A 25,043-nucleotide genomic window follows, 5' to 3' on the forward strand; every position below is an offset into this window, starting at 1 on the left:
ACGCTATTTCTTTAATTTACGATAAAGTCCAGCTAACTTCTTTACATTCGCTAGTCCAATGAATTTACATAATAAATCATATAGTCGTTGTTTTCTTTTACTTGGCAACCAAGATCCGGCAAAATGATGAATGCAATATGTATTGTTTGTAATTATTGTTTCCATAGTTTTCCAACTTTTAGGACAGAAATACTCACTTGGATAAAATGCGCAATATCCATCAACTTCTTGAAATGAATTGTTCATTACAATACCTTTATTTTCCATAAAAGCAGTGATTGTTTCGGTATTGGGAGTCAAATCCAAACTGCCGTCAGAAAGATAAAAACTTCTGCCATTATACATAGACAGAAGATCAGTCACCCAATCACCATTCTTAACACTCGCCATCATCCCGGTGGGTACGTAATTGTTATCTTCAAACCCAGAGAATGCCTCATGTCTATCCAAAAAATTATCAATCGGCTTCAATATTTCTACATCAGTATCCAAATAGATTCCCCCATATTCTTTTAAAGCGTGAAGTCTACATACATCCGTCACAAATGCAAATTTGCGCGCATTGTAGGCTTCAATTGCATAGGGATAGATTGTTAAATCAAAATTATCTTCGTTCCATAATTGTAATTTATATTCTGGTAAATATAATTGCCAAGAATTAATACATTTTTTTGCCAAATCTGGCAACTCGCCCCTTCCGAACCAACAATAGTGAATAATCTTTGGTATCATATTTTAATTTTTTTTATAATTTTCAAATAAAATCTATGCAAAATTGCGATGTCAAACATCAGAAACAAACAAATTATAAATAACACACCCCCCAAAATAAAAAGATTAGAAAATAAACCAAGCCATGTGGTAGTTATTACTAGGTTTGCCTCCTTCCAAATACATGCTAAGGCAAATAATAACAGAAAACTAAAAGTTCCTTTCAAGATTCTTTTGTAAAAATATACTGCATTCTCATCCAAACATTTAGCTGCATATAGAGGTGTAAATGTAAGATGACTTATTGTACCTGTAATTAAGCCCGCCATTGGGATTGCATAAATTCCTAAATTGGAATAACGACAAAGTAATATAACTAAAATAAAGCTCGTCAAAGAAATAAAAATCCCCCAGAAGGATGCTGCCTTCAACTTATTTGTAATCACAAATACATGGTGTATTGTCTCTATTGTCCCGTGAATTAACAAGGGCGTTAGCGTAATAATAGAAAGACGATAGAGTTGTGTATAATCCTCGTTAGGTAACCAAAGTTTAAAAAAGTCCTCACCATAGACAAAAAATATAGCTACTGGAAAGAGTACAATAATAAATATAGCTTTAAAAGAGAAATCTAAGTTCGTTTTCATTTTACTAATCTCACCATTCGCGTAAGCTTTTAACAAGTCTGGAAGAAAAAGAGGTACGACTATGCCCAGTAGCATTTGTAAAGCAGTGGGGACAATTTTTGTCAGCGACAACAACCCCATTTCGCTTGCTCCGAAAAATCTATTGGCCAATATCAAGTCAACTTGTGTATTTATTACATTAGAAAGAGCTAATATAGAATTCCAAACTCCAGCCCCGACCAATATAGATAGTGCGTTCCAAGAAAAATCATTTAAAGAAAAGTGGACTTCTGGAAGTAGTTTTTTTGTCACTCTATAACTGGCAAATAGGAAGTACAGTGCAGAAAAAACTGACGCCAACCCAAGAAAATACAACCGAGGTGTGAAAATATAAAATAAAATAATGATGGTAAGTAAACGAATAATGTTTACACCAATATTAATCATCGCAAGCCGATCAAATCTATTTAGCGCAAAGGCACTTACAGAAAAAATAGAAGAAGAAACGTTAATTATTAACCCCAAAAAAACAAAAGCAAATAAAAACTTAACATCCAGTTTTAAATCTATTGGAATATCCAATATAGTATCTGCAAAAAAAATAAATAATCCGCCTACAACTAAAAAAAATAGCGAAACCAAAAGATTTCCAAACAATACTGAATTGAAATATGTATTGACTTGTTTAATATCTCTTTTTTCTAAACTAATTGTAATAAAGCGAGAAGACATAGAATTTAATGCCGTCGTTAAAATGCCTGCGTACATCACAAAATTGCTCGAAAGGGGATAAAAGCCATATCCCTCCTTACCTAAAGTTTCAACAATATATGGTGTTAAAAAGAATGAGAGGCCAATTCCAGAAAGAGCGCTTAAACCATTTGAAATCAAATTGATGATAAATCTTCTTAAATCCATTCGTAGTGCTATTAGGACAATATATGCCTAAACAATTTTTTTCCCAATAATACACCTACACAAAGAAAAGCTGCTCCAATACCAACTAATAGAGCAATTTTTAGTCTACTCAATTTAATAAATGGAAGGGGATAAATCGGCTCATCTACAACTTCAATTAGGGGTGACTCTCTTAACAAACTCATTTTGGACATCTCCAAGTTCTGAACGAGTTGTGCTAAAATTGCCTTATTTGTTTCTGCAGAGAACTGAGATCGTTGAGTCGGAATAAGTCTCTGCGCAAGCCTAGTGGGATTTAAATTAGGAGTTGCATCACCTACAGAGGCAGCAATACTAATATCCCCATTCATTATTGCTCTAACAGAATCAGTTTTGTATTGAAGAATACGAATATTTTCAAGAGATTTTTTAGTTTTTGTATTTATATAAAAACGATTTACCTCAGAGACTAGTGATTCATTGAATTCTTTAGAAAATGTTTCATTGATAGAATGGACATCTATTTTTATAAGACCTGACTTCTTATCCAATTTGCCAACATTCAAGTTATTCAGATTAATATCTTTAATAACTGTTTGTAGAATACTATCTCTAGCACGTAAAAGATCACCTTTTCCACGCTGTCTAAAATCGATTTGCAATAATTTTGGATTCTGCTCTTTCCATCTCTTTTTATCGTTATGGAGCATAAAATAACGATCTAATAACAATAAAGAACTATCAGACGGTGAAGATAATAATAATGTCCTTTCAATCATTTTTCTAGATCTGTACAGTTCAAATAGATTTTCGCCCTGAAAAATACCTCCACCAGACTGGTTTAAATTTACGCCTGCAAGAGCTGCTAAACCCACCATTTGGCTCATACCCCCGGTGCTATTATCTCCTGATTCCAAAACAAATGTTGTTGTGGCTGTAAAAATTTGCTTCTGGCTTTGAGCATAAAAGAAGCCAAAAATTGCACCGAGAATCCCTGCTAATAGAATGTAATACCATTTTATCCACAAATATTTCAGTAAACCCCGAGCCTTTAATATAAACTCTTTCAAAGTTATATCTCTTTTCGCACTACTAGTGTCCATCATTTTTTATTTCCTAAATAAACTAACAATAATAGCTAAAGTTGAAGCAATCCCAGTACCAATTCCTACCCATGCTTGTGAACTCAATTTTTCTCTAGGAGCACGTTTAGGAACAATAATTTCAGCCCCGGGTTTAACCTCGGGATAGCCGCCATCTTTTCCTTTCACTGCACCATTGGCATACTGAACGAAAACACGTTTCTTTAAAGCGTTGTCCGTAAATCCCCCTGCTTGGTTCACATAGTATTTTAAATTCTTACCTTTCACATATACCACATTGTTTGGATTCAAAACCTCACCCATAACTTTAACGGTCTCCAGTTCTTTTGGAACATTGATAATATCGCCATCCAAAACCAGGAGGTCTCCCTTTTCATATGGTTTTTCTAATATTTTATTTAATTCAATACCCACCAGGTCACTCGGCTCAATATCAGATGCTGAAGTTCCTTGTTGTGATACTTTTGCCAAAGCTGCACTTTTTGCTTTCGTACCGTTATTGTTTGTTTCGTTATCCTGGTCGGAGCTTGTATCTTTTTGATTGCCATCTTCATCCAATCCATCCTTTTCCAGTTCTTTCTTCAATCGCTCCTGCTCCTTTTTCTCCGCTACTTTTAATTTAGACATACCGGTGCGTTTTAATGACGCTCCTTCTGTATAAGCATAAGTGGTCAAACCGCCTGCACGCTTGATAATATCTGAAATACGCTCATCCTCACGTGAAATCGTATAATAACCCGGATATAGCACTTCGCCTTCAATTTTGACCTGACGTTGTGTACGGAAACCGGCATCGCCCAAAACAGAGATAACATCGTAAGGTTCCAATGTCATGTTTGGATCGGTAATCACACCGTCTTTAATATCCACCAAAACAGTTTGCGAGGAGCGATGGTCTATCACATCTAAGTTTTTGATACGGCGAGCGATTTCTACGCGGGCATTCTTCGCGCCCTCAGTCAGCCCCCCGGCTTTCTGAATGATATCGCCCAACGTTGCATTGCTGGCAAATGGAAAATCACCCGGAAAACGGACCTCCCCTTGAACAGTGAATTTATATTCGTCCCTTAAATCAAAAATGGAAGAAATCTCAATCTTATCTTCTCTTTTTAGGGGGATATCCGCAGCTGTACCGGCTAGGATATCGCGTACATTAAAACTAATTAATTCCGAAGTATTATCTGCTTTAAGACGATTAATGATACCGCGCTCCAAGAAGGCATCTTCACGCACGCCATCGGCCATCTCCAGAACCTGTTTTAACGTCATGCCTGGCTCCAAACCGAAAATACCGGGACGGAATACCGCTCCTAATACACTAATACGATTGGCGAAACGTTCCAATATCGGTTCTACAATATACTGATCGCCACCTTTGGGTGTATAGTTTGCAAACTGATCAGCATAGATATCCTGAACACTACGTTCGCGACCTGTTGTTTGAAGAACTTTAATTTTGGCACTATAGGCGTTCTCCGTAAAGTCTCCGGCATAACGTAAGATATCCGATAGCGACTCTCCAGGCACCGTTTCAAAAATTGCGGGACGCTTAACTTCGCCTTCAAACTGCACTCTGGCTCCATAAACGGGTATATGAATAATATCCTGATCCTGCAGACGGATATTTCCTTGTTGTATGCCATTCGCCAAGAAGTCATATACATCAATCGTGCTCACCACACGATTACCACGAATCACCTGAATTTTACGATAAGTTCCGTTTTTATTCGGCCCTCCTGCGGCATACAATGCATTGAAGACAGTCGCCAAGGAAGGCAAGCTGTAAGTTCCAGGCTTAGTAACAGCACCTGTCAATGTCACCCGAATCGTACGGATATTGCCAATATTAACACTCACTTGGGTTTTTCCCGAGCGTAACGCTGGATAAGTACCACTCAAACGTTGCTCTATTTTACTTTTTGCTGCAGCAATGGACAAACCAGCCACATTGATCTGCCCCACATATTCCACTTTAATCGTTCCGTCGGGGCTTACGGGAAGTTGATAAGATGCTTCATTGTCTCCTGTAATATCTAACAAGATTTCATCGTCTGGACCAATAATGTAGGAGCTAGGTGTAGCCATACGCAGATTGGGTTCAAAAGTGATGGCATTATTCTTAAAAAGGTCTGAGCCAAAAATCTTGAGCTTGCCTTCTTCATTATCAATCGAATCCCTTATATTCTTCTGCTTATTTTGCAATGAATCTGCGTTGGAATAACCATCTACCTGACGACCATTTAAACGGCTGTTACGCGATTGGTTTGAAGAGCCTTGTAATTGATCGGGTTGTTGTTTTTTGCGTTTTATTTTCGCCAGACGTTCTTTTAATTTTTGGACTTCCACAGCTGAAACACCTTGAGCACGCCCAAAAGAATCTAACTGGTTTTCGTTATACCCCATTAAAGCGGCCTGCTTCACATACTGCTCGACTTGGGCGTCACTTAGATTGTCTACTTTTATATTAGCAGGGTTAGTTTGGGCATGTACTGTTCCCACAAATCCTGCTATACATAACCATAATATTATTCTTTTCATTCGATACTTCAGCATTTTGCCGCAAAATTAGTAAAACTATTTAATTAAATGGTTTGAAAATTTACTCAATGAAGGACCTATTTCCCATCTTTTATTTCATTTAACCTATTAGCTGGAGGATTCATCAAATTTTCATAACGTATTTATAACAACATTCGCTACTTACTAATTTAAATTAGATAGAGAGACTAGATATGGTCAATAAAATCTTACAGAATGGGATTACCTTCGTTCAAGTAGAATCCTGAAAGTTTTATTAACTTCGTAAAGTTAAGCATAAATTAAATGAAAAGTCTAATCTTTAGCTTTCGGCTACCCATATGTGTAGTAATCTTGTTTTGTTGTTCTTGTAAGGATAGTACAAAAAGTAAGCAACAAAAAGACATTGCACAACAAAATGAAAAACCGGTGAGTACTGCAGACAGTACCTTATTCCATTTTTGGGACAAATTTAACATGCAGGATGCTGCCCAAGTGAAAAACCCGGAGAAAGGTGAACAGCAGCTTGCCGACTTTATTCAGCTATTGGCACAGACGCCAGATTCCGCAACAAGAGATAAAGCTGTAGATCTCATGCTGAAGAAAGCAAAAGTCAACCGCACAAGCTTCGATTATTTTATTAAGCAATACGAGCATTACCTATACGATGGTAATTCGCCCATGCGGAATGACATCGTATACGAATCGGTATTACGTTATTTGATTAAAACAGATTTGCTTTCAGACCTTGAAAAAGAAGCCTACAGACCTACGTACAAATTGGTCCTTCGAAATAAAGAGGGAAAAACTGCCGAAGACTTTACATATGAATTGGCAAATGGCAAAAAACAAAAACTATCGAATACTAAAGCTAAATATACCTTCTTGATTTTCTACGATCCGGACTGCTCGCATTGCAAAGAAACCATCCAACAGCTTCGTGATACACCGCAATTGGTGCAGCTCTTTACGCAATTACAGGTACAGGTACTGGCTATCGATCCATGGGGTGACCGCACGAAATGGAAAAACTACCAGTCACAACTGTCCGAACAATGGATCAACGGTTTTGATGCTGAGAGCAAAATATTGTCTTTCAATTTATACGATCTCAAAGCTTCACCAACAATTTATCTCCTGGATGAAAATAAAAAGGTATTATTAAAAGACAGCTATTTGCAGCAAGTCATTGCCTATTTTGTTAAAACTAATCCCTAACCGATGCCTGAAAACACAAACGACAGCAAAGCAAGGGTTATTTCAAATGAAGACTATTTTGCCGAGGTACAACGTATCCTTCGTGAGGGCAAGGAAGTCCGCATCAGAATCAAAGGGAACAGTATGCTTCCATTTATCAAGGATGGAGACACCGTGCTTCTACGGGCTTATGAGGGTGAACGCTTAGCCTTAGGCTCCAATATATTGGCCAAAGACAAGAATAAATTTGTTTTCCATCGTTTTGTGGGCAAGAATAATGATCAATATATATTAGCGGGAGATGGGAATCTTGTACTTCGTGAATATGTGGGAGCAACAGACATCATCGCCATTGCCTATATGCATTATCCGCAAGCCGCGGGAAGGGCAATCAACATTGACCGCAACTGGGCAAGATTACGAGGACTAGGCTGGTATCACATCCGGTTAGTACGTCGTATACTTACCAAATTAAAATTGATTGATTCCTACACAAATACATTCATCAAATAACTTGCCTTCGATGAGAAGTATCTAAAATTTCACGGGAAATAAATAGCTATTTAAAAACAATCGGATAAAAATTTTCATTCCAAAGCCCTCGCTTTCGGATAAAGTCTTCTTTTGTGCTGGAGTAGTGAAAAAAAACGCTAGACTTTAAAAAAAATTAACATTGAACTGTAGCAATTTAGATAGAATTAACGTTGGGTAAATAAAAATAAGTAAATATATGTATATTTGCATTAATTATTTTAGCTCGAATTATGAAGAAAGTTTTTTACAATGTTAAATATCCTTCAAACTATCGCTTTTAATTATCCATTTTAAAACTATTTAATAATGGATTAAAAGATTCAGAATTCTAAAATAATTAAACATATTTATTTAGCTATATAAATATTGAAGAGAAAGCGTTAAGGGTAATAAGATGAAAGTATTAGTTTTAGGGGGAAGTAGCGGATTCTTAGGGAGTCATTTGAAGAAGAAGCTAAAGGAACCAATTCAATGTGAATTTGTTTCGATGAGAGATTTAAGCTGGTCGAAAGACAATTTTCCAACAGATTGCATGATCAATTTGGTAGGAAAAGCCCACGATTTTACGGGTAAGGCAACGGAAGAGGATTTCTTTTTTGCAAACTTTGAGTTAGCAAAAAAAGCGTTTAACCTTTTTATTTCCTCCCAAGCGAATTTATTTGTCCATATCAGCTCCCTCGCGGCCATTGAAGAAGTAGAGTCTGTAAAATCTCTTTCGGAAAATGCTTCTTATAACTCCGTTTCACCTTATGGTAAATCTAAACAAGCAGCAGAAGAGTGGCTGATGAGTCAACAACTGCCTACAGATAAGAAATTAATTATCTTACGTCCCCCCATGGTACATGGTTCCGGCGACAAAGGAAATCTAAAACAGTTGTTTTCTATCGTAAGCAAAGGAATTCCTTATCCATTGGTTCGTTTTAAGAATAAACGCTCTTTTCTGTCCGTTGATAACTTTTGCTTCTTCGTTGAACAGATTCTTTTACAAAATGAAAAGATAAATTCAGGAATTTATCACTTATCCGACGATGAAACTTTATCGTCCAATGAAATCGTAAATATCATGAAACAGGAAACAGGCTTAAAAATTCCTTGCTTTCCATTGCCGAAGCGTATAGTTTCCTTTCTGTCGAAAATCGGTGATCACAGTACGGTTTTCCCACTAAATACTTGGCGTTTAAAAAAGCTGACCAGCAACCTCGTTGTTTCAAATAAAAAAATAAAAGTTGCTCTGGCAATCGAGCGTTTGCCTAAAACAGCTAAGGAGGGTCTGCGTGACACCATTAGATCATTAAGGCAACAGTAAAACATATTTGAACCGCAAAGCAGAGCAATAGACAACCGCTGAAATAAAAATTAAAATTGTGCCTTAAATACGAGTCTTTTATATTGTATTTAAGGCACAATTTATTTATGTTTGATAACATAGCCTGTATCAAGCTATCACTTATTATTATATTTTAAACCTTATGAAGTTAAGATCGGATTTAATTTTGAGAACCATCGGTTCAGATCATTTGATTGTAGACCCCAGCCAAGATATGGTCGACCTGTCAACAGTATATACGCTCAACAGCTCGGCGGCCTGGCTTTGGGAAGAACTCAAGGGAAAAGAATTCACAAGTGACACGATTGTCGACTTACTCTGTGAAAACTATGACGTAGACATTGATCAGGCAAAATCTGATGCTGAAATCCTCCTTCAGGACTTCCAAAAACAGGGTTTGTTGGAAAAATGAAATGAACAACAATAGCTTGAAGCAACACCTGCGTTGGGCTTGGTCAATCACCCAGGGATACCGAAGCAAACTGTTCCTCTATTTCATACTGGAACTGATATGCATTGGCCTTTCCCTCGCTTTTGTGTTTTTATCCAAAAAAGCTGTTGACACCGCCACATCCCATGGAGATCTACCATTGAAATGGCTACTGATTGGTATCGTTGGAAGTATTGCTCTAAATGTAGGAATCAAGGGCTATTCGGGTCGTATGATGGAGCAGATCAAATTGAAACTTACGCTCCAGCTCCAACGGACGATGCTCGACGCACAGATGCTCTCCATATGGCAATTAGTCAAGAACTGGCATACGGGTGATATTCAGATCCGCATCCAGACGGACTGTGAGGAAGTCGCCAATACCATCGCCAATACATTCCTGTCTTTTATATTGACCACGATCCAGCTATTGGCATCGGTAGGCTTCCTATGGTACATGGATCCCATGCTGGCGCTGATGATACTGGCCATCTCGCCCCTTTTTGTATTTTCAAAATTGTATTTCCGCAAGATGCGTAAGCTCAGCAAGGAAGTCAAGGAGGAGGAAAGCAATTTTTCAAAGGTGCTACAGGAAAATCTACGTTTTCGTCTGCTCATTCGGGCAATGGGCATCTTCCCCAAGAGAAGAGAGAAACTATTAGCGAGCCAGCATCAACTGCTTTTGTTGAAAATACGCCAGCTCAACTTTTCCACCTATACGCAAGGCGCCATGAAAGTGGCCATGAACGCCGGATATTTAATTGCTTTTATCTGGGGCATTTACCGGTTGCAATCCGGTCAGATTTCATTTGGTACCATGACCGCTTTCTTACAATTGGTAGCAAGAATACAATCGCCCATCCTCGCATTGATTGCTTATATCCCCGGCTTTGTGCGTTTCCGGGTATCCGCAGACCGTCTACTTGAACTACAAGCTGGAGAAATCGAGCCACAAGTAACACAGCAACGTCTCCATGAGACACAGGAACTTCGTATCAATGATCTCTCCTTCCGCTATGAAGATAAATGGGTGTTACAAAATCTAAACCTTTCTTTAAAGGTGGGTGAGCCAACCGCAATCATCGGACCCAGCGGAAAAGGAAAGACAACTTTGATCCGTTTGCTGCTAGCACTGCTAAAAGCTGAAAAAGGAGAAATTTCACTCATAGACAGGGATGGTGAAAGGCCGCTAACCGCCAGCCATCGGATCAACCTCGCTTATATTCCGCAGGGAAATTCGCTGTTCAGCGGTACCATTCGTGAGAATTTACTGCTTCATGTCAAAGAAGAAGGAACAATGGATATGCAAAAAGCGCTTTGGCTTGCTTGTGCGGAATTTGTATTTGACCTACCCGACGGCATCGATACTGTCGTCGGTGAATCTGGCATCGGCCTATCGGAAGGGCAGGCACAGCGCGTTGCGATTGCCCGCGCACTCATGCACGACGGTGACATATGGCTCTTCGATGAGGTTACTTCCGCATTGGATAAGACGACATCGGATACGTTAATTCAACGACTATTGGAACATGGAAAGCACAAAATATGCTTGTTTGTAACCCATGACCTGCACCTGGCCGAAAAATGCCAGCAACGTATTTATCTCGACTAAACATTATTCGAGCAACGTAGCGGATCAATAAGACGCATATCGGCAAAATAGACAAATGAACAGAAGTAACTGACAACAGCTATGAGATAAAAAGAAATGATCGGCAAATACTTAAGCCTGATTTTCGAACATATTTTTAAGAGACAAAACGGGCATTGCGCACCCACGAAATAATATTTAACATGAATTTGACGACATCATCCGAACTATCCCAGACACGCTACCGCATCGCGGAATTAATACTGGAGTTTAATCATCCCGTAAATTATCCGCTAGCACAGCTCCTTCCTTCGTTTCGGGACTTTCAGTGGCTAGACTCCAGCGACAAAACAGATATCAGCATCACGGTCAGTTTAGCAACAGCACCAATACCTGAGGATATGGGCACACTTCGGACAGACGAATCTATTGCATGGGGAGATCGATTTCGCTTTTATGAAAAAGAAGATACGTTCATTACAACAATCAGCAACGAACAGGGCAACGGGCTTTGGTACCTCCAAAGCGACCGCAATTTTGAACATTCAACACTTTATGTCCCAACAAGCTCAGCGGATGAACAGGGCGGTGTTATTACCTGGATGGCCATGATGATCTTTGGGCAGGCGAGTCTTTTACACAATACAATCATGATCCATGCTTCTGTAGCGAACCATAACGGCAGAGGTGTCGCTTTCTTAGGCAAGAGCGGCACCGGTAAGAGCACACATAGTCGACTTTGGCTACAACATATTCCAAACACCGTTTTACTCAACGACGATAATCCAGCCATTCGAATAACCGATGAAGGCGTATTAATTTATGGAACACCATGGAGCGGAAAGACGCCTTGTTATAAAAATGAACAACTGCCCTTGCAGGGGTTTGTTCGCTTACAACAGGCACCAATGAATGAATTTGAATGGCAGAAAGGCTTAAAAGGCTTTATTGCGGTATTGCCCAGCTGTACTTCTATCCGGTGGAACAAGGAATTATTTTCCAACATGAATACCATTTTGGAAAAGATCATCGCTCAGGTTCCTGTCGGCTACTTAAAATGCCTACCGGATGCTGCCGCGGCAGAACTATGCCATTCTTATCTTTTTTCGAACGAATAAAAGGGACCTGATTCGTACCTGCTTCGGAATTGCTTCGACCGCGGACAGATGTTGACCCAATATGCAACAGGCCTTGACCAGATCCCTAACAGATATTATCTGGTCAGGATCTGTACAAAGACTGTACAGCCTTTGTTCGCGCCCGAACGCTGTGCGAATAAGGTACGAACACAAGGCGAAACTAACGTTTCTTGATCATACCCCGATCAGGCCGTATATTGACCTCGCCTTGATTAAGCGTACGATACCCCTTCCGGCTTATGGCATTGATAGAAGCTTTGGTGGTAATACCCGGTGCAGCATCGTTCAAGGCTGTCGCCAACATCGTTTCTTTCTTGTCACCCACATCAACAAATACATAATCTGTTATATTGCTTTTATCGGGAACCAAGCCATCCCAATAGTCTGAAAAATTCGCAGAATTCTTCAAAAGAAAGGAAACTGGCCAGAAAGATACCTTCTTTTGGACAACCTGCTCAAAGAAACCTACAGGTTTACCGTATGTACGTGTACCAGAGGCGATGATCTGCACCTGCAGATAGGGCTTGAGTACATTAATTATCATTTCTGCTGCCGATGCTGTACGGTCACTCACCAGAAAATAGACTTTACTCAAGTTCAAATTGCTCTTGCCTTCAAATTTTGTATCCTGAAACATCTTATTGATGCTCGGCGTCGCTTTGATATAATCGTTCACCTCATAGGTGAGCATCAGCTTTCCTTTGGTAATGGCTCCACCAATTTTATCGGCGACATAAGCAGACGCATCTACATATCCCCCTCCATTGTAGCGTAAATCAACAATTAAACTTTTAATCTGCTGAGTCTGGAATTTTTCAAAAGCGGCATCGATCTTTTGTTGATTGACATTATTATTTTCGATTTCTTCAAAAGATGATAAGGCAAGATAACCTACGTTGTTTCCATTATAGGTATAGACGGAATCTTTATAAATGGGATCAATGGTATAACCATTCGCATAAGTAAGATCTTTAGTCGTTGTTGTCCCGTCCTGATGTTTCACCTGCAACTTAAGTGTACCAGCGTCCAGGGCAGCATTCAGTTTATTCATCATTTTATCCCGCGCACTTGCATCATTAATCGTACAACCTGTCGTCGTACAGGTGACGGCGATCGAATAATCGGAATCACCGTTGACTGCCGTAATAAAATCGGAACGCTTAAAACCCGCCTTTTGCGCCGGTGATCCACCTTCTACAAAATAGATAATGGGCTGTGCCGTTTTTTCGTCTTCTGTCCCCAATTGAACATAGATGCCGTACCCATCGTTCGTATCCATTTTAAGCCTGCCTGAAGCCGTTGTTCCGGTATTATAACCATCTAGTCCCAGCATATAGGAAAATCGGTCAAAGACCCCGTTTGGATAAGCCGCATGTACCGGTGTCAGCTTCTTCAGCGCATCGAGCACCATATCTGCTGAACCATATTTATCCGTGAATTGAGAAGGATCACTGGTATAATCAGGGATGGATTTGTCCCAAAGTGAATATAGCTTATAATACTTATAGATGTCATCCTTAATCAACTGCGCTTCGGTGCGCTCGACTGGTTCGGGCTCGGGTTCAGGTTTAGGGGTATCCTTTTTGCAAGAAAAGACAAAAAGTCCAGTCAGTGCTATGGTGGCCAAACGTCCTGTTTGTTTTAAAGGCTCTAAGTTCATAGTTGAAACATTTGTAAAACAAACATAAATAATTTAAGTTGATCCGCAATAAAAAAAACACGCTGACCATGGGGAGTGCCAGCGTGTTTACTACCTATTGAAAAACGTTAGGAGAACAAGCAAAGGCATAAGATAGTTTTAACAAAATCAAAAAATACCCGCCAAGCCTATTTTTTATGACATATTGATTTAATACTTATATTTTTCCTTCCATTTGTCCCGTAAACTTTGTCTTAGTTTTTCCTCCTGCGAATTTTGTCCGGGCTCATACAATTTGACGCCACTGATTTCTTTGGGAAGAAATTCCTGAACAACAAAATTCCCAGGATAGGCGTGTGCATATTTGTATTCGGCGCCATAATTTAAGTCCTTCATCAATTTGGTCGGCGCATTACGGATATGCAACGGTACAGACAGATCTCCGGTTTGTTTCACCAAGGCCTGCGCCTTATTGATCGCTTCATAGGAAGCATTGCTTTTAACCGAAGTCGCCAGATAGATCACCGTTTGCGACAGAATGATACGTGATTCGGGCCATCCAATAACATTGACTGCCTGAAAACAATTGTTCGCCAATAACAGGGCATTGGGGTTGGCATTGCCAATATCCTCAGAAGCCAAAATCAACAACCTTCGGGCAATAAAGGACGGATCCTCCCCCCCTTCGATCATCCGTGCAAGCCAATAGACTGCGGCATTCGGATCAGACCCACGGATGGATTTAATAAAAGCCGAAATAATATCGTAATGCTGTTCACCCGCTTTGTCATAAATGGCCATATTTTGCTGTACCTGTTTCAGGACAAAGGCATTTGTAATTGGCTCTTTATGCAATACTGCAGCATTGACAACCAGCTCGAGTACATTTAACAATTTACGTGCGTCGCCACCAGACAGCCGCAACAAGGCCTCATATTCTTCGACAACAATTGCCTGTTTCTGTAAATATTCATCTTCATGTAATGCTTTTTGGATCAATCCAATAAGATCTTCTTCCGAAAGATGTTCCAATACATACACCTGGCAACGCGAGAGCAATGCAGAGATAACTTCAAACGAGGGGTTTTCTGTTGTTGCTCCAATAAGTGTCACCAGCCCACGTTCAACAGCCCCTAAAAGTGAATCTTGCTGCGACTTGGAAAAACGGTGAATCTCATCAATAAACAAAATGGGTTGATCTTGATTGAAATTCATCAGCCGTTCAGCTTTTTCAATCACTTCACGAATATCTTTCACCCCGGCCTGAATTGCACTTAATGAAAAGAACGGCCTGTCGAGTTCTCTTGCGATCAGCAAGGCCAAACTTGTTTTTCCGACCCCCGGAGGGCCCCACAGAATCATGGATGGTATATTTTTTTGCTGGATCGCATGGTAGAGTACTGCATCTGGGCCCACAATATGTTGTTGTCCCACATAATCGCTCAATTGCCGCGGTCTAAGTCGTTCTGCTAATGGAATTCGTGTCGCCATAACACAAAGTTAAAAATTAAACGGCACAGCGACTAAATATTTTAGCTTTAATCATCCAGGCTCTTTCGACGAAGAGTACAGTAAAGCGATAAGCTTCAAGCTTTCATCAGCATAATTCTAATGGTCAGCATTCACCGCCCGATAGTACTTTAACATTTTTTCACACAATTTTTCGTCATATTTGCTCTATTATATATGTAAATTGCTTTTGGCAGAGCATAACCGAACGTACAGGTTTATCGAATCAAGGAGTAGATTGCTCAAATATGCCCTTTAGCTAAATTTATGTAGACGTTAATGATAACGTAATATTTTATGAGAATGACAAAATACTGGATTTCTATATTTACCGCTTTGACTGCATTCATGAATATACCATGTCAGGTAATCGCACAGGATGCCGCCAAAGATTATACGGGCGCGATCAAACAATACGATGCTTCCTTTAAGGGTATCGGTCCTGAGGTCTATTTTTTACCACCTCCAAAAACGGCCAATGAAATACTAGCAGAGAACTATGCGGACAAGAAGCCTTTCAGCAAAGAAATTGCAAGACAGCTCCTGCTACAGCGACTGTTATTGCAACTGCGGAGCACCAATAACCTGGGGCATTTTCAATATTTAATGAATCCGATGCCAGCTACAGCGAATGTCTGGAATGACGCGATTGAGGCACAAAAGAACGCTCAAAATTGGATCTCAAGCTATGCCTTATCGAATGAAGCCGCCTTATTTTCAATTAAAAATAACGATAGCAGCAATGCGTCAAAGTTTTTATATCAAGCACTTTCTTTGGCAAATCGTACCGATAACAAGGATGACATAGCCACCATCAATATGAACATCAGTAATTTCCAGTTGTATCGTGGCGACTTTGTCCGTGCAGAAGAAAGTGCACAAAATTATCATACCTATGCCATGACGAGCAAAAGCTATGCGGAACAAGCCAATGCCTGGCTGTTAATTGCCATGGCTCGAGCCGGTCAGGGAAATTATAAAGCGGCCGAAAATAATATTATCCGCAGTGCAATCCCCCTATTCAATAAGGCCAAAGCCTATGAAGGGAAAATTTTTGCCTGGGAAATGCTTGCCGAGATTTATTTTAAGCAAAATAAATTTACCGAGGCACAGTGGTTTCTGCTACAGGCCCGCGATTTGGCCAATGCCAAAAAACTAAGTAGCGAGCTCGCTGAGATTGAATACCTGTTGGCCTCATCCAAGCAAAAAGATGGTAATTATAAGGTAGCGATCAAAGAATTTGTGCAGGCTGCTGAACTGGCTTCTGATGAAAATAACAAACAGCTCTCACTCGCGATATTGGACAAACTCGGTGAGGTGTATCTTGTGCTAAAAGATTATCCATCTGCTGATCAGACCTACAAGGCCTATACGCAGTTAAAAAATGAGCTGTACAATTGATATTTAAAACAATCTACCTCTTCGCGTGGTCTGTTGTAAGGACAGTCTACAAAGAGATTTTAAGCTTTTTGTAAATATTAAAGGATAAATCAAATAAATTTTTAGATTCTGCGGTAATGTGCTATGAATTTCACTAAATTTAGCACGCTCATCAATAGGAGCTGAATATTTTTTAAAAAGAATGATTATTAAAACCGTCGAAAATATGTTTAGGAAACTCATATTTGCACTTTTTGTTGTATCCATTGTTTCTTGTGGTTCAAAACCACGGGTAGCGCTTCCTGATGATGGAGGGCTTAAACCAAGCACACAACATCAAATTATCGCTAAAGAAGTCTCTGGATTATTGGAAAATGCGAGCTACAAAAAGGTCAAAATGAATGATTCGATATCGGGTATCATATACGATAATCTGATCAAAACTTTGGATCAAGGAAAAAATTACTTACTTCAATCGGATATCGATGAATTTCAAGCGTACAGAAACAATCTTGCGCAGGATATCAAAAATGGAGATCTTTCTGCCGCATTCCATATTTTTAATGTCTATTCCAAGAGATACCTGGACAGAATGCAATATGCGCTTTCAGAAATAGACAAGAAACAGGATTATACAAAGGATGAGTATTACCAACCTAACCGCGAAAAATTAGGCTGGTTCAAAACAGCAGATGAAGCCAACGACCAATGGCGTAAGCGTGTAAAATACGATCTGCTTAACTTGGAAACCGCGAGTGGTAAATCTACTGATAGCGCGAGGACCAAACAGGTGGAAACGCTAAAAAAACGCTATGTTAATTTGATCTCGCAGGCAAAGAAAACCAATGCCAATGATGCTTTTCAGGTGGTCATGCAAGCATTGACAGATGCTGTTGATCCACATACATCTTATTTTAACCCATCCTTTGCACAGGCCTTCAATGAAGGAATGGCTAATACGTTTGAAGGTATCGGAGCAAGACTTGTCGTCGACAATGAGGCTGTAAGCATCTTCGAAATTATCCCGGGTGGACCGATATTCAAAGACAAGAGCATTCACGTCAATGATAAGATTATTGCTGTAGCCCAAGGTAAAGATGGTGAATTTGAAGACATTATTGGTTGGAGACTTGATGCTGCTGTAGCAAAAATCAAAGGTCCAAAAGGAACGATTGTCCGCCTGAAAATTATACCTGCTGGTCAGCCCATGAACTCTCATCCGCGCATTGTATCTCTAGTACGTGAGAAAATCGTCGTTGAAGAAGAATCTGCGAAGAAAGAGATCATGAACGTCAAAGGTGCCGATGGAAAAATGTACAAAGTGGGTATCATCAATATTCCGAAGTTCTACATGGATTTTGAAGCTTACAGAAGACGCGATCCAAACTATAAGAGCACAACCAGAGACGTTAGGTTAATCTTAGACACGTTGAAACAAGAAAAAGTAGATGCTGTGGTTATCGACTTGCGATTCAATGGTGGTGGATCCTTACCGGAAGCCATTGATTTAACCGGTTTATTTATCGATAAAGGTCCTGTTGTACAAGTAAGAGACACAAAGAATAACATCGACGTCGAAGAAGATAAAAACGCAGGCGTATCCTGGGATGGTCCATTGGGCATCATGATCAACCGTTTCTCGGCTTCGGCTTCTGAAATCTTTGCCGGAGCTATCCAGGATTATGGAAGAGGTATTATCTTAGGATCTCAAAGTTATGGTAAAGGAACGGTACAATCGGCAATCGATATGTCACGTGTCATCAGCCCGACTAGCCGCTTACTCCTAAAGGCCTCCGGTGAAAAAGATCCGGATACCCCAGAAGGTGCTCCTCAATATGGACAAATCAATATCACATTGGGTAAATTCTATCGTGTAAACGGTAGCAGTACGCAACATAAAGGGGTTACACCGGATATCGTATTCCCTTCTCAATTTTCTGCAGAGAAATTTGGCGAGAGCTCCGAAAAATCAGCACTTCCTTGGGATCAAATCCAATCGAGCAACTTCAAAAAAGTAGCTGACCTAAGTGGCGTTGACAAGAAATTAGAAACAATGCACGAGGCACGCATTAAAAACTCACTGGAATATAAGTATCTGAAAGAGGATATTGAAGAGGCTCAAAAAGATGAGGATGTGAAAATTCCATTGGAGCTGAACAAATTCAAGAAAGAGAAAGATGACAACCTCAAGAAAAATAGAGACCGCATCAACGCTTTATTGAAATTGCAGGGCAAACCGGCGTGGGAAGAAGGAAAATCCCAACCGAAAATTGATCTTGACTTTGTGAAAGATGAAAGTGCCAAAGTGATGACCGATTATATCATCAACTTTGGAACAAAAAAACCGTTGTAATTTCAACGTTTCAAAAGCTAGAAAATGAAAGGCAACCGTAACTGCGGTTGCCTTTTTTTATGACCCTCATCACAATAGGGAGAGTTTAACATTAAATTCACGTTTTCTTTGTAACTTATCGCTACATTCATTGTTTTAGTAATATACCGGTACTGCTTGAAGTCCGAATGATTCGCTTAGCTCATACGCTAAAGATTTGGCAGGACAGAATGCACCAACCAGGTTATAGAAGTTAAACGTATAAAAAAGAACATCATGAAACGTATCCTCCTGTTAACTGACTTTTCAGAAAATGCTCTTCTGGCAGCACAACAAGTTGCGCTGTGTACAGAAGCCTGGAAAACGCAAAAGGTTATTGTCTACCATACTTACAATAGTGTTACCATTGTCAATAACGAACCTATTGTCATTGTCAATGATGAGGTTAAAGAAACCAAAGAGAAAGAACTGACAGCATGGTTTGACCAAATCAGACTGTTGTTCCCCCCACAAGTGGAATTATCCCATCAGATGGAAGATGTTGATTTGCCGATGGGAGTCAACGACATGTGCAAATCGCACGACATTGACCTTGTAGCATTGGGTATCACCGGACAAACGGGTTTTGCTAAGATCCTGGTCGGAAGTAATGCCATTACGCTGATGGACATCTGCAATAAGCCCATGCTTATTGTTTCCCATAAAGTAAATCCGGCCGTCCCAAAAAATGTGTTGGCGACCACCGACCTGAAAGAGGTAGACCGAAAATTGGATTTATTCAACTTAGATCAGGTTTTAGATACCTTCAATGCACAATTGTATGTGTTGAATGTTGCTAAAAAAGAAGGTTCGGCCGCCGACTTGGCACAGGAGTTAAAGCATCTCCATGAGCGCTTAGACAAATATCATCCGATTTACGACTATATCAGCCATGATGATATTACACTAGGTATTGAAGAATATGCCAAAGAGAAACACATAGACCTCATACTGTCATTTCATAAAAAGCAAGGCCTATTAGCGAGCCTATTCAAAACAAGCATATCTAAAAAGATTGCCTGGAATGGCGCCGCCAACTTGCTGGTTATCCCCATGGATAGGTCGTAGGAGAAAAAATAACAAAGCCGCAATCTAAATAAATTGCGGCTTTTTTTGTATAGTTCTTCCTCCGGGAAGTCTTTCCTCCGGGATTCTCTTATTTCTTATCAACCGAATGTTTACCCGGTCCAATAAGGATAAGTCCTAAAAACACAAAGCAAAGCTCAATCGCATGTGAAGCACCAGAGATACCATCTCCTTTAGAAAGATGCATTAATCCAGCAATGACCATCGTAAATGCGAGCAATAATGCCGCTGGTCTGAAAAAGAGTCCCAGCAGTAAAAATAGGCCACCAACAGTTTCGGTCGCAGCAGCCATAAAGCCCCAAAAAGTAGGCATAAAATGAATACCGATATTACCCATTGATTTACCAACCCCTGCCCAGAGCTCAGGGCCGCCCTGTAACTTAGGAAGACCGTGCATGATCATCATCACTCCCAGTCCGACTCGTAATATCAACAGTCCTGTATCGCGATATTTACCCAATGAATTCCAAATTGCCATAAAAAACGGTTAAATTATTAAAACTTAAATTACCAATCACTCTAAATTAGTGAAATTATTTAGATTGAACGCCTCCCAGCACCCATCCTATAAATAAAGCTATTGCATTTATAATACTTAATGCGTAATTTAATAGCTATAGACCCGATTATGATGCTTTGGAATGTCTAAGACAGCGTAAAAATCCTTAGCCACGGATTACGGATAAACAAATAACTAATAAGGATGAAAAACCTACTCTTGTTAACAGACTTTTCGGACAATGCCTATGCTGCTGCCCGCTATGCCGCACAATTAGCTCCACTCTGGGGTATTGAAAAGGTTGTCCTATACCATACATACGAAGTAATCCCCACCGTAGGTACAGAACCTGTTGTCATAAGCAATTCAGAAATTCTGGAAGAAAAACAAAAGGACCTCAATACCTGGCAGCAGGAACTGATGTTGCTTTTCCCTGAGGGGATTGCCTGGAAATCAGTTCTTGAAGAATATGAACTTAGCTATGGTGTAAACCGGACCTGTGCTGAGGAGGACATTGACCTTGTCATCGTCGGAACTGCAGGTAAAAGTGGCTTAAAGAAACTGCTTCTTGGAAGTAATACCCTCAAGCTGATCGAAAATTGTCACACGCCATTACTGGTTGTCCCCGCACGGGCAGAGTTTAGGGTACCCAAAAAGATGTTGATCGCCACCAATCTCAAAGAAGTCAAACTAAAATTAAACCGTCTCCTGGTGAATGCGTCGGAAGTATTACGTAAAAGTGAGGTCTATGTCGTCCATGTGACCAAAGAAGATCCTGCAAATAAAGCGGTAAATGCCGAAATAACGACCATGCAGGACTTATTGGCTCCTTATCATCCCATCTATAGCTATATCCTCCATGCGGACATTGCTTCAGGGATCAACCAATACATCAACGAAAACCATATCGACATGATGGTCACTTTCCATCGGGACAAGGGTCTATTAAGCCGAATTTTCAATACGAGTATTGCGCAAAAAATGGCCTGGAAGAGTCAGGCTGCCATGATGGTCATCCCTGTACATTCGGGATAATCTGCAGATAAATGATGCAGCCAGATTCTGTTCGGTTATCCCTACAAATAGGTTAACTGAACAGAATTTTCTGTCGTCTCCAATGTTACTTTTCGCCCAAACATGAGGGCGTGATTGTCATCAATATGCCCTGCAGGGTAGCCGAATGCTACCGGAAAATCATATTCTTTCACTTTATCCCAGACAATTTCCTCTACACTTTGCCCAAAAGCAGGATCGTTGTCTTTCATGGCAGAAAAGCCACCTATTAGGAGACCATTCAATTTTTTGAGTTTCCCAGCACGCTTCAATGCCCATAGCATTCTGTCGATGGAGTAATAGGCTTCCCCTACGTCCTCTATAAATAAAATTTTATTCTTGTAATTGACGTCCGAATCGGAAGCAAGTACCGAAAGTAAGATGGCTAAATTTCCACCGATCAATTTGCCTTCGCCTGTACCCGCACGATTGGGGAAAAACGTCTGTTCGTAGGCAAAGTCCATATTATGACCAAACAATGCATTTCTCAAGGTTTCCAAAGAAGCTGTTGTCCCCGTTTCAAAAGACTTGGGCATCTGTCCATGTATTGTAGCAATTTTATAATTGCGTTGGATATGGCTATGCAATACGGTTATATCGCTAAAACCCACCAACCACTTGGGATTTTTTTCAAAGTTTGAAAAATCGATTTCGTCGACAATACGAACACAGCCGTAACCGCCGCGCGCCGCAAAAACAGCTTTAATCGACGGGTCATCCAGCGCCCACTGCAGATCAGCGGTGCGTAAATTGTCATCTCCGGCAAACTGATGAAACGATGCCCCAACAGTCTTCCCAATGACAACCTCCAGCCCCCAACTCTCTAATGTTTTTATGCCAACATCAATAGATCCACGTATAAAACTCGCAGGACAAACAATAGCAACTTTATCGCCTTCTTTCAGAAAATCAGGAATTTTGGACATATTTTTTTATCGCTAATGATCAAACAAAACCTTCATGGCTTCGAAGACACCAACAGCTATGCAAGCGAACTGAAGAATCTTTCTGGCCAATAACATCAAACACTTTCGAAAAAAAGGACCTCTACATTGCAAAGTCCGATTAGAAATATACTTGATATATGGTGCTTATATGTACAAATAAACGTAAATTTATCTAAGTTTTCTACCGCTATGTTGAATAATATTTCTACGATAACAAGAGGTTAAATAGCAGCGTATTTTAATCAAGTTGCCGTAATCGTAGAAATCAGCCAAAACAAGAATTCAAGAATAAATTGTTCGATATGACATGCATTTATATTGCATATAAACAGCAATTTATCTAAGTTTGCCAAAGGAAACAAGTACACACTTAAATATACTTTCAAGCATTGAGTATTCTAGATAAAAAACGTTATACCATCACATCGGCATTACCTTATGCCAATGGTCCTTTACATATTGGACACCTTGCCGGAGCTTATATCCCAGGGGATATCTTTGTCCGTTATCTGCGTCTAAATCAAAAAGATGTAGTCTATGTATGTGGTTCAGATGAGCATGGTGCGGCGATTACCATCCGTGCAAAAAAAGAGGGCATCACCCCACAGCAGATCATTGACAAATACAATAAACAAATCAAAGAAAGCTTTGAAGAGTTTGGTATCTCTTTCGATATCTATCACCGTACATCGGAGCCTATACATCACCAGTTATCGCAGGATTTCTTCTTGAACCTTTACAATAAAGGTGAATTTGTCGAGAAATTTTCGGAGCAGTATTACGATGAGGAATACCATCAGTTTTTGGCTGACCGCTACATTACGGGAACTTGTCCAAATTGTAAATCTGAAGGCGCCTATGGTGATCAATGTGAGAAATGTGGGACATCACTTAGCCCTACAGATCTGATCAACCCGATTTCAACATTGAGCGGAAAGACACCGGTTTTGAAAGAAACAAAACATTGGTACCTTCCATTGGACAAATACCAGCCTTGGCTTGAAAAGTGGCTGATCGAAGGAAAGAAAAATATCCTGAAGTCCAACGTTTTTGGCCAATGTCAATCGTGGCTTAAATCCGGTTTACAGCCGCGTTCAATGACAAGAGATCTGGATTGGGGCGTTGATGTGCCTTTGGCTGAAGCAGAGGGTAAAAAACTCTATGTTTGGTTAGATGCGCCTATCGGTTATATCTCAGCAACAAAACAATGGGCTTTGGATCATGGTAAAAACTGGGAAGACTATTGGAAAACCCATGAAAACCCAGCAGACGATTCTACGCTGATCCATTTTATTGGAAAAGATAATATTGTTTTCCACTGCATTATTTTCCCGGCGATTCTTCATGCACACGGCGACTATATTTTACCAGAAAATATTCCAGCCAACGAATTCCTGAACCTGGAGGGCGATAAGCTGTCCACTTCTCGAAACCATGCGGTTTGGTTACATGAATACCTACAGGAATTCCCGGATAAACAGGATGAATTGCGTTATGTATTGACATCCATCTTACCGGAAACTTCAGATGCGGAGTTTACCTGGAAAGATTTCCAAGCTCGGATCAACAATGAGCTGGTTGCCATTTTTGGAAACTTTGTCAACCGCGTCTTGGTACTTTCCCACAAATATTTCGATGGCAAAGTATTGAACGGCTCGCCACTAACAGCTGTAGATCAAGCGGTACTGGATGAACTAAAAGCATACCCTACTTCTATCAAATCGTCTTTGGAGCAATTCCGCTTCCGTGAGGCATTGGCAGAATTTATGAATGTAGCGCGTCTGGGCAACAAATATCTTGCCGATGAGGAACCATGGAAAATCATTAAAACAGATGAGGAGCGTGTCAAAACAATCCTAAATGTTGCGGCTCAAATCGTTGCCAATCTTGCCGTTCTTGCACAACCGTTTTTACCGAAAACAGCTATCAAATTATTTGAAATGCTTAATTTCCCTCAAGGAAACTGGAACGACGCAGGTTCGGATGCTTTGATCAAAACTGGACACCAACTGGGTGAAGTGCAATTGTTATTTGACAAAATAACCGATGAACAAGTCGACTTCCAACTAAACAAACTTGCTGAAGCAAAAGCAAAAAATCTAGCTGATAATGCAAAAGTTGCTCCTGCGAAAGAAAACATCAGCTTCGATGATTTTGTTAAAATGGATATCCGCGTTGGAACTATTGCAGCCGCTGAAAAAGTTGCCAAAACCAAGAAATTGTTAAAACTGACGATAGACACCGGCTTAGATACACGCACAGTCGTTTCGGGTATCGCAGAGTTCTTCAGTCCTGAGGAAATCGTAGGCCGTCAGGTATCTATTTTGGTTAACCTTGAACCTCGTGAAATCAAAGGAATTATGTCACAAGGAATGATCCTGATGGCAGAAGATGCTGACGGTCGATTGGATTTTGTCAAACCGGATACAACAATTAAAGTAGGAAGTACGGTACGTTAATATAAAACCGGTATTTCTTTTATACAAA

At 40.1% G+C, this 25,043-nt stretch carries 19 protein-coding genes; 11 read left to right on the top strand and 8 right to left on the bottom strand.

All coding sequences use genetic code 11. From position 1 onward, the window contains the following. Window positions 1-3: 3 nt before the first annotated feature. From BGP15_RS03695 to BGP15_RS03710, 4 genes are read right to left on the bottom strand one after another with little or no spacing between them, the layout of a single operon-like run. Window positions 4-732: a glycosyltransferase family 32 protein gene (locus BGP15_RS03695; protein ID WP_286768742.1), complete on the bottom strand. Its 729-nt coding sequence runs from the start codon at window positions 730-732 to the stop codon at window positions 4-6. Beyond that, window positions 729-2,255: a lipopolysaccharide biosynthesis protein gene (locus tag BGP15_RS03700; RefSeq protein ID WP_286768743.1), complete on the bottom strand. Its 1,527-nt coding sequence runs from the start codon at window positions 2,253-2,255 to the stop codon at window positions 729-731. The genes BGP15_RS03695 and BGP15_RS03700 overlap by 4 nt, the downstream gene beginning before the upstream one ends. Before the next feature lie 11 nt (window positions 2,256-2,266). Continuing rightward, complete coding sequence (locus BGP15_RS03705; RefSeq protein WP_286768744.1) at window positions 2,267-3,340, bottom strand: lipopolysaccharide biosynthesis protein; 1,074 nt, start codon at window positions 3,338-3,340, stop codon at window positions 2,267-2,269. A 3-nt stretch (window positions 3,341-3,343) separates the two neighbouring features. Then, window positions 3,344-5,875, bottom strand: coding sequence for a polysaccharide biosynthesis/export family protein (locus BGP15_RS03710; protein WP_286768745.1), 2,532 nt, complete (start codon window positions 5,873-5,875; stop codon window positions 3,344-3,346). A 285-nt stretch (window positions 5,876-6,160) separates the two neighbouring features. Here BGP15_RS03710 and BGP15_RS03715 point away from each other — a divergent pair, with 285 nt between their 5' ends. The 6 genes from BGP15_RS03715 to BGP15_RS03740 all read left to right on the top strand — a co-directional run bounded on the left by BGP15_RS03715 (window position 6,161) and on the right by BGP15_RS03740 (window position 12,051). Next, the gene (locus BGP15_RS03715; protein ID WP_286768746.1) at window positions 6,161-7,072 is read left to right on the top strand and encodes a DUF5106 domain-containing protein; all 912 of its coding nucleotides are present in this window, start codon (window positions 6,161-6,163) and stop codon (window positions 7,070-7,072) included. A gap of 3 nt (window positions 7,073-7,075) precedes the next feature. Continuing rightward, entirely contained in the window at window positions 7,076-7,564 is a 489-nt protein-coding gene (locus BGP15_RS03720) for a S24/S26 family peptidase (RefSeq protein WP_286768747.1), read from the top strand. 415 nt (window positions 7,565-7,979) lie between these two features. Continuing rightward, window positions 7,980-8,891: an NAD-dependent epimerase/dehydratase family protein gene (locus BGP15_RS03725; RefSeq protein ID WP_286768748.1), complete on the top strand. Its 912-nt coding sequence runs from the start codon at window positions 7,980-7,982 to the stop codon at window positions 8,889-8,891. 163 nt (window positions 8,892-9,054) lie between these two features. Continuing rightward, window positions 9,055-9,324: a PqqD family protein gene (locus BGP15_RS03730; protein WP_286768749.1), complete on the top strand. Its 270-nt coding sequence runs from the start codon at window positions 9,055-9,057 to the stop codon at window positions 9,322-9,324. Window position 9,325: 1 nt separating this feature from the next. Next, complete coding sequence (locus tag BGP15_RS03735) at window positions 9,326-10,954, top strand: ABC transporter ATP-binding protein (protein WP_286768750.1); 1,629 nt, start codon at window positions 9,326-9,328, stop codon at window positions 10,952-10,954. A 182-nt stretch (window positions 10,955-11,136) separates the two neighbouring features. Then, window positions 11,137-12,051 (top strand): hypothetical protein, encoded by a 915-nt coding sequence (locus tag BGP15_RS03740; RefSeq protein WP_286768751.1) that lies wholly within the window; start codon window positions 11,137-11,139, stop codon window positions 12,049-12,051. 181 nt (window positions 12,052-12,232) lie between these two features. Here BGP15_RS03740 and BGP15_RS03745 read toward each other — a convergent pair whose 3' ends face one another. Further along, window positions 12,233-13,732 carry a S41 family peptidase gene (locus tag BGP15_RS03745; RefSeq protein WP_286768752.1) on the bottom strand — a complete coding sequence of 500 codons (1,500 nt, stop codon included), beginning with the start codon at window positions 13,730-13,732 and terminating at the stop codon, window positions 12,233-12,235. A gap of 189 nt (window positions 13,733-13,921) precedes the next feature. After that, window positions 13,922-15,202: a replication-associated recombination protein A gene (locus BGP15_RS03750; RefSeq protein ID WP_046673775.1), complete on the bottom strand. Its 1,281-nt coding sequence runs from the start codon at window positions 15,200-15,202 to the stop codon at window positions 13,922-13,924. A 315-nt stretch (window positions 15,203-15,517) separates the two neighbouring features. Between BGP15_RS03750 and BGP15_RS03755 the strand changes: the two genes are divergently transcribed. From BGP15_RS03755 to BGP15_RS03765, 3 genes are all read left to right on the top strand, one after another. Next, window positions 15,518-16,621 (top strand): tetratricopeptide repeat protein, encoded by a 1,104-nt coding sequence (locus tag BGP15_RS03755; protein ID WP_286768753.1) that lies wholly within the window; start codon window positions 15,518-15,520, stop codon window positions 16,619-16,621. A 205-nt stretch (window positions 16,622-16,826) separates the two neighbouring features. Further along, the gene (locus tag BGP15_RS03760) at window positions 16,827-18,953 is read left to right on the top strand and encodes a carboxy terminal-processing peptidase (RefSeq protein WP_286754138.1); all 2,127 of its coding nucleotides are present in this window, start codon (window positions 16,827-16,829) and stop codon (window positions 18,951-18,953) included. 255 nt (window positions 18,954-19,208) lie between these two features. Then, window positions 19,209-20,039: a universal stress protein gene (locus BGP15_RS03765; RefSeq protein WP_286768754.1), complete on the top strand. Its 831-nt coding sequence runs from the start codon at window positions 19,209-19,211 to the stop codon at window positions 20,037-20,039. Window positions 20,040-20,127: 88 nt separating this feature from the next. Here the strand turns inward: BGP15_RS03765 and BGP15_RS03770 are convergent, their stop codons facing one another. Further along, entirely contained in the window at window positions 20,128-20,535 is a 408-nt protein-coding gene (locus BGP15_RS03770) for a DoxX family protein (protein ID WP_046673771.1), read from the bottom strand. A 225-nt stretch (window positions 20,536-20,760) separates the two neighbouring features. Here BGP15_RS03770 and BGP15_RS03775 point away from each other — a divergent pair, with 225 nt between their 5' ends. Continuing rightward, window positions 20,761-21,591 (top strand): universal stress protein, encoded by an 831-nt coding sequence (locus BGP15_RS03775; RefSeq protein ID WP_286768755.1) that lies wholly within the window; start codon window positions 20,761-20,763, stop codon window positions 21,589-21,591. A gap of 41 nt (window positions 21,592-21,632) precedes the next feature. Here BGP15_RS03775 and BGP15_RS03780 read toward each other — a convergent pair whose 3' ends face one another. Beyond that, entirely contained in the window at window positions 21,633-22,535 is a 903-nt protein-coding gene (locus BGP15_RS03780; RefSeq protein ID WP_286768756.1) for a S66 peptidase family protein, read from the bottom strand. Window positions 22,536-22,945: 410 nt separating this feature from the next. Between BGP15_RS03780 and metG the strand changes: the two genes are divergently transcribed. Beyond that, window positions 22,946-25,015: a methionine--tRNA ligase gene (gene metG / locus BGP15_RS03785; protein WP_286768757.1), complete on the top strand. Its 2,070-nt coding sequence runs from the start codon at window positions 22,946-22,948 to the stop codon at window positions 25,013-25,015. The last annotated feature ends 28 nt before the right edge of the window (window positions 25,016-25,043 follow it).

Source organism: Sphingobacterium sp. 40-24 (genome assembly GCF_001899705.1).
Lineage (GTDB): Bacteria > Bacteroidota > Bacteroidia > Sphingobacteriales > Sphingobacteriaceae > Sphingobacterium > Sphingobacterium multivorum.

Excerpts from the sequence above, each read along its gene's own strand:
- BGP15_RS03695 (WP_286768742.1), bottom strand. The coding sequence starts at position 732 with ATGATACCAAAGATTATTCACTATTGTTGGTTCGGAAGGGGCGAGTTG.
- BGP15_RS03700 (WP_286768743.1), bottom strand. The coding sequence starts at position 2,255 with ATGGATTTAAGAAGATTTATCATCAATTTGATTTCAAATGGTTTAAGC.
- BGP15_RS03705 (WP_286768744.1), bottom strand. The coding sequence starts at position 3,340 with ATGATGGACACTAGTAGTGCGAAAAGAGATATAACTTTGAAAGAGTTT.
- BGP15_RS03710 (WP_286768745.1), bottom strand. The coding sequence starts at position 5,875 with ATGAAAAGAATAATATTATGGTTATGTATAGCAGGATTTGTGGGAACA.
- BGP15_RS03715 (WP_286768746.1), top strand. The coding sequence starts at position 6,161 with ATGAAAAGTCTAATCTTTAGCTTTCGGCTACCCATATGTGTAGTAATC.
- BGP15_RS03720 (WP_286768747.1), top strand. The coding sequence starts at position 7,076 with ATGCCTGAAAACACAAACGACAGCAAAGCAAGGGTTATTTCAAATGAA.
- BGP15_RS03725 (WP_286768748.1), top strand. The coding sequence starts at position 7,980 with ATGAAAGTATTAGTTTTAGGGGGAAGTAGCGGATTCTTAGGGAGTCAT.
- BGP15_RS03730 (WP_286768749.1), top strand. The coding sequence starts at position 9,055 with ATGAAGTTAAGATCGGATTTAATTTTGAGAACCATCGGTTCAGATCAT.
- BGP15_RS03735 (WP_286768750.1), top strand. The coding sequence starts at position 9,326 with ATGAACAACAATAGCTTGAAGCAACACCTGCGTTGGGCTTGGTCAATC.
- BGP15_RS03740 (WP_286768751.1), top strand. The coding sequence starts at position 11,137 with ATGAATTTGACGACATCATCCGAACTATCCCAGACACGCTACCGCATC.
- BGP15_RS03745 (WP_286768752.1), bottom strand. The coding sequence starts at position 13,732 with ATGAACTTAGAGCCTTTAAAACAAACAGGACGTTTGGCCACCATAGCA.
- BGP15_RS03750 (WP_046673775.1), bottom strand. The coding sequence starts at position 15,202 with ATGGCGACACGAATTCCATTAGCAGAACGACTTAGACCGCGGCAATTG.
- BGP15_RS03755 (WP_286768753.1), top strand. The coding sequence starts at position 15,518 with ATGAGAATGACAAAATACTGGATTTCTATATTTACCGCTTTGACTGCA.
- BGP15_RS03760 (WP_286754138.1), top strand. The coding sequence starts at position 16,827 with ATGTTTAGGAAACTCATATTTGCACTTTTTGTTGTATCCATTGTTTCT.
- BGP15_RS03765 (WP_286768754.1), top strand. The coding sequence starts at position 19,209 with ATGAAACGTATCCTCCTGTTAACTGACTTTTCAGAAAATGCTCTTCTG.
- BGP15_RS03770 (WP_046673771.1), bottom strand. The coding sequence starts at position 20,535 with ATGGCAATTTGGAATTCATTGGGTAAATATCGCGATACAGGACTGTTG.
- BGP15_RS03775 (WP_286768755.1), top strand. The coding sequence starts at position 20,761 with ATGAAAAACCTACTCTTGTTAACAGACTTTTCGGACAATGCCTATGCT.
- BGP15_RS03780 (WP_286768756.1), bottom strand. The coding sequence starts at position 22,535 with ATGTCCAAAATTCCTGATTTTCTGAAAGAAGGCGATAAAGTTGCTATT.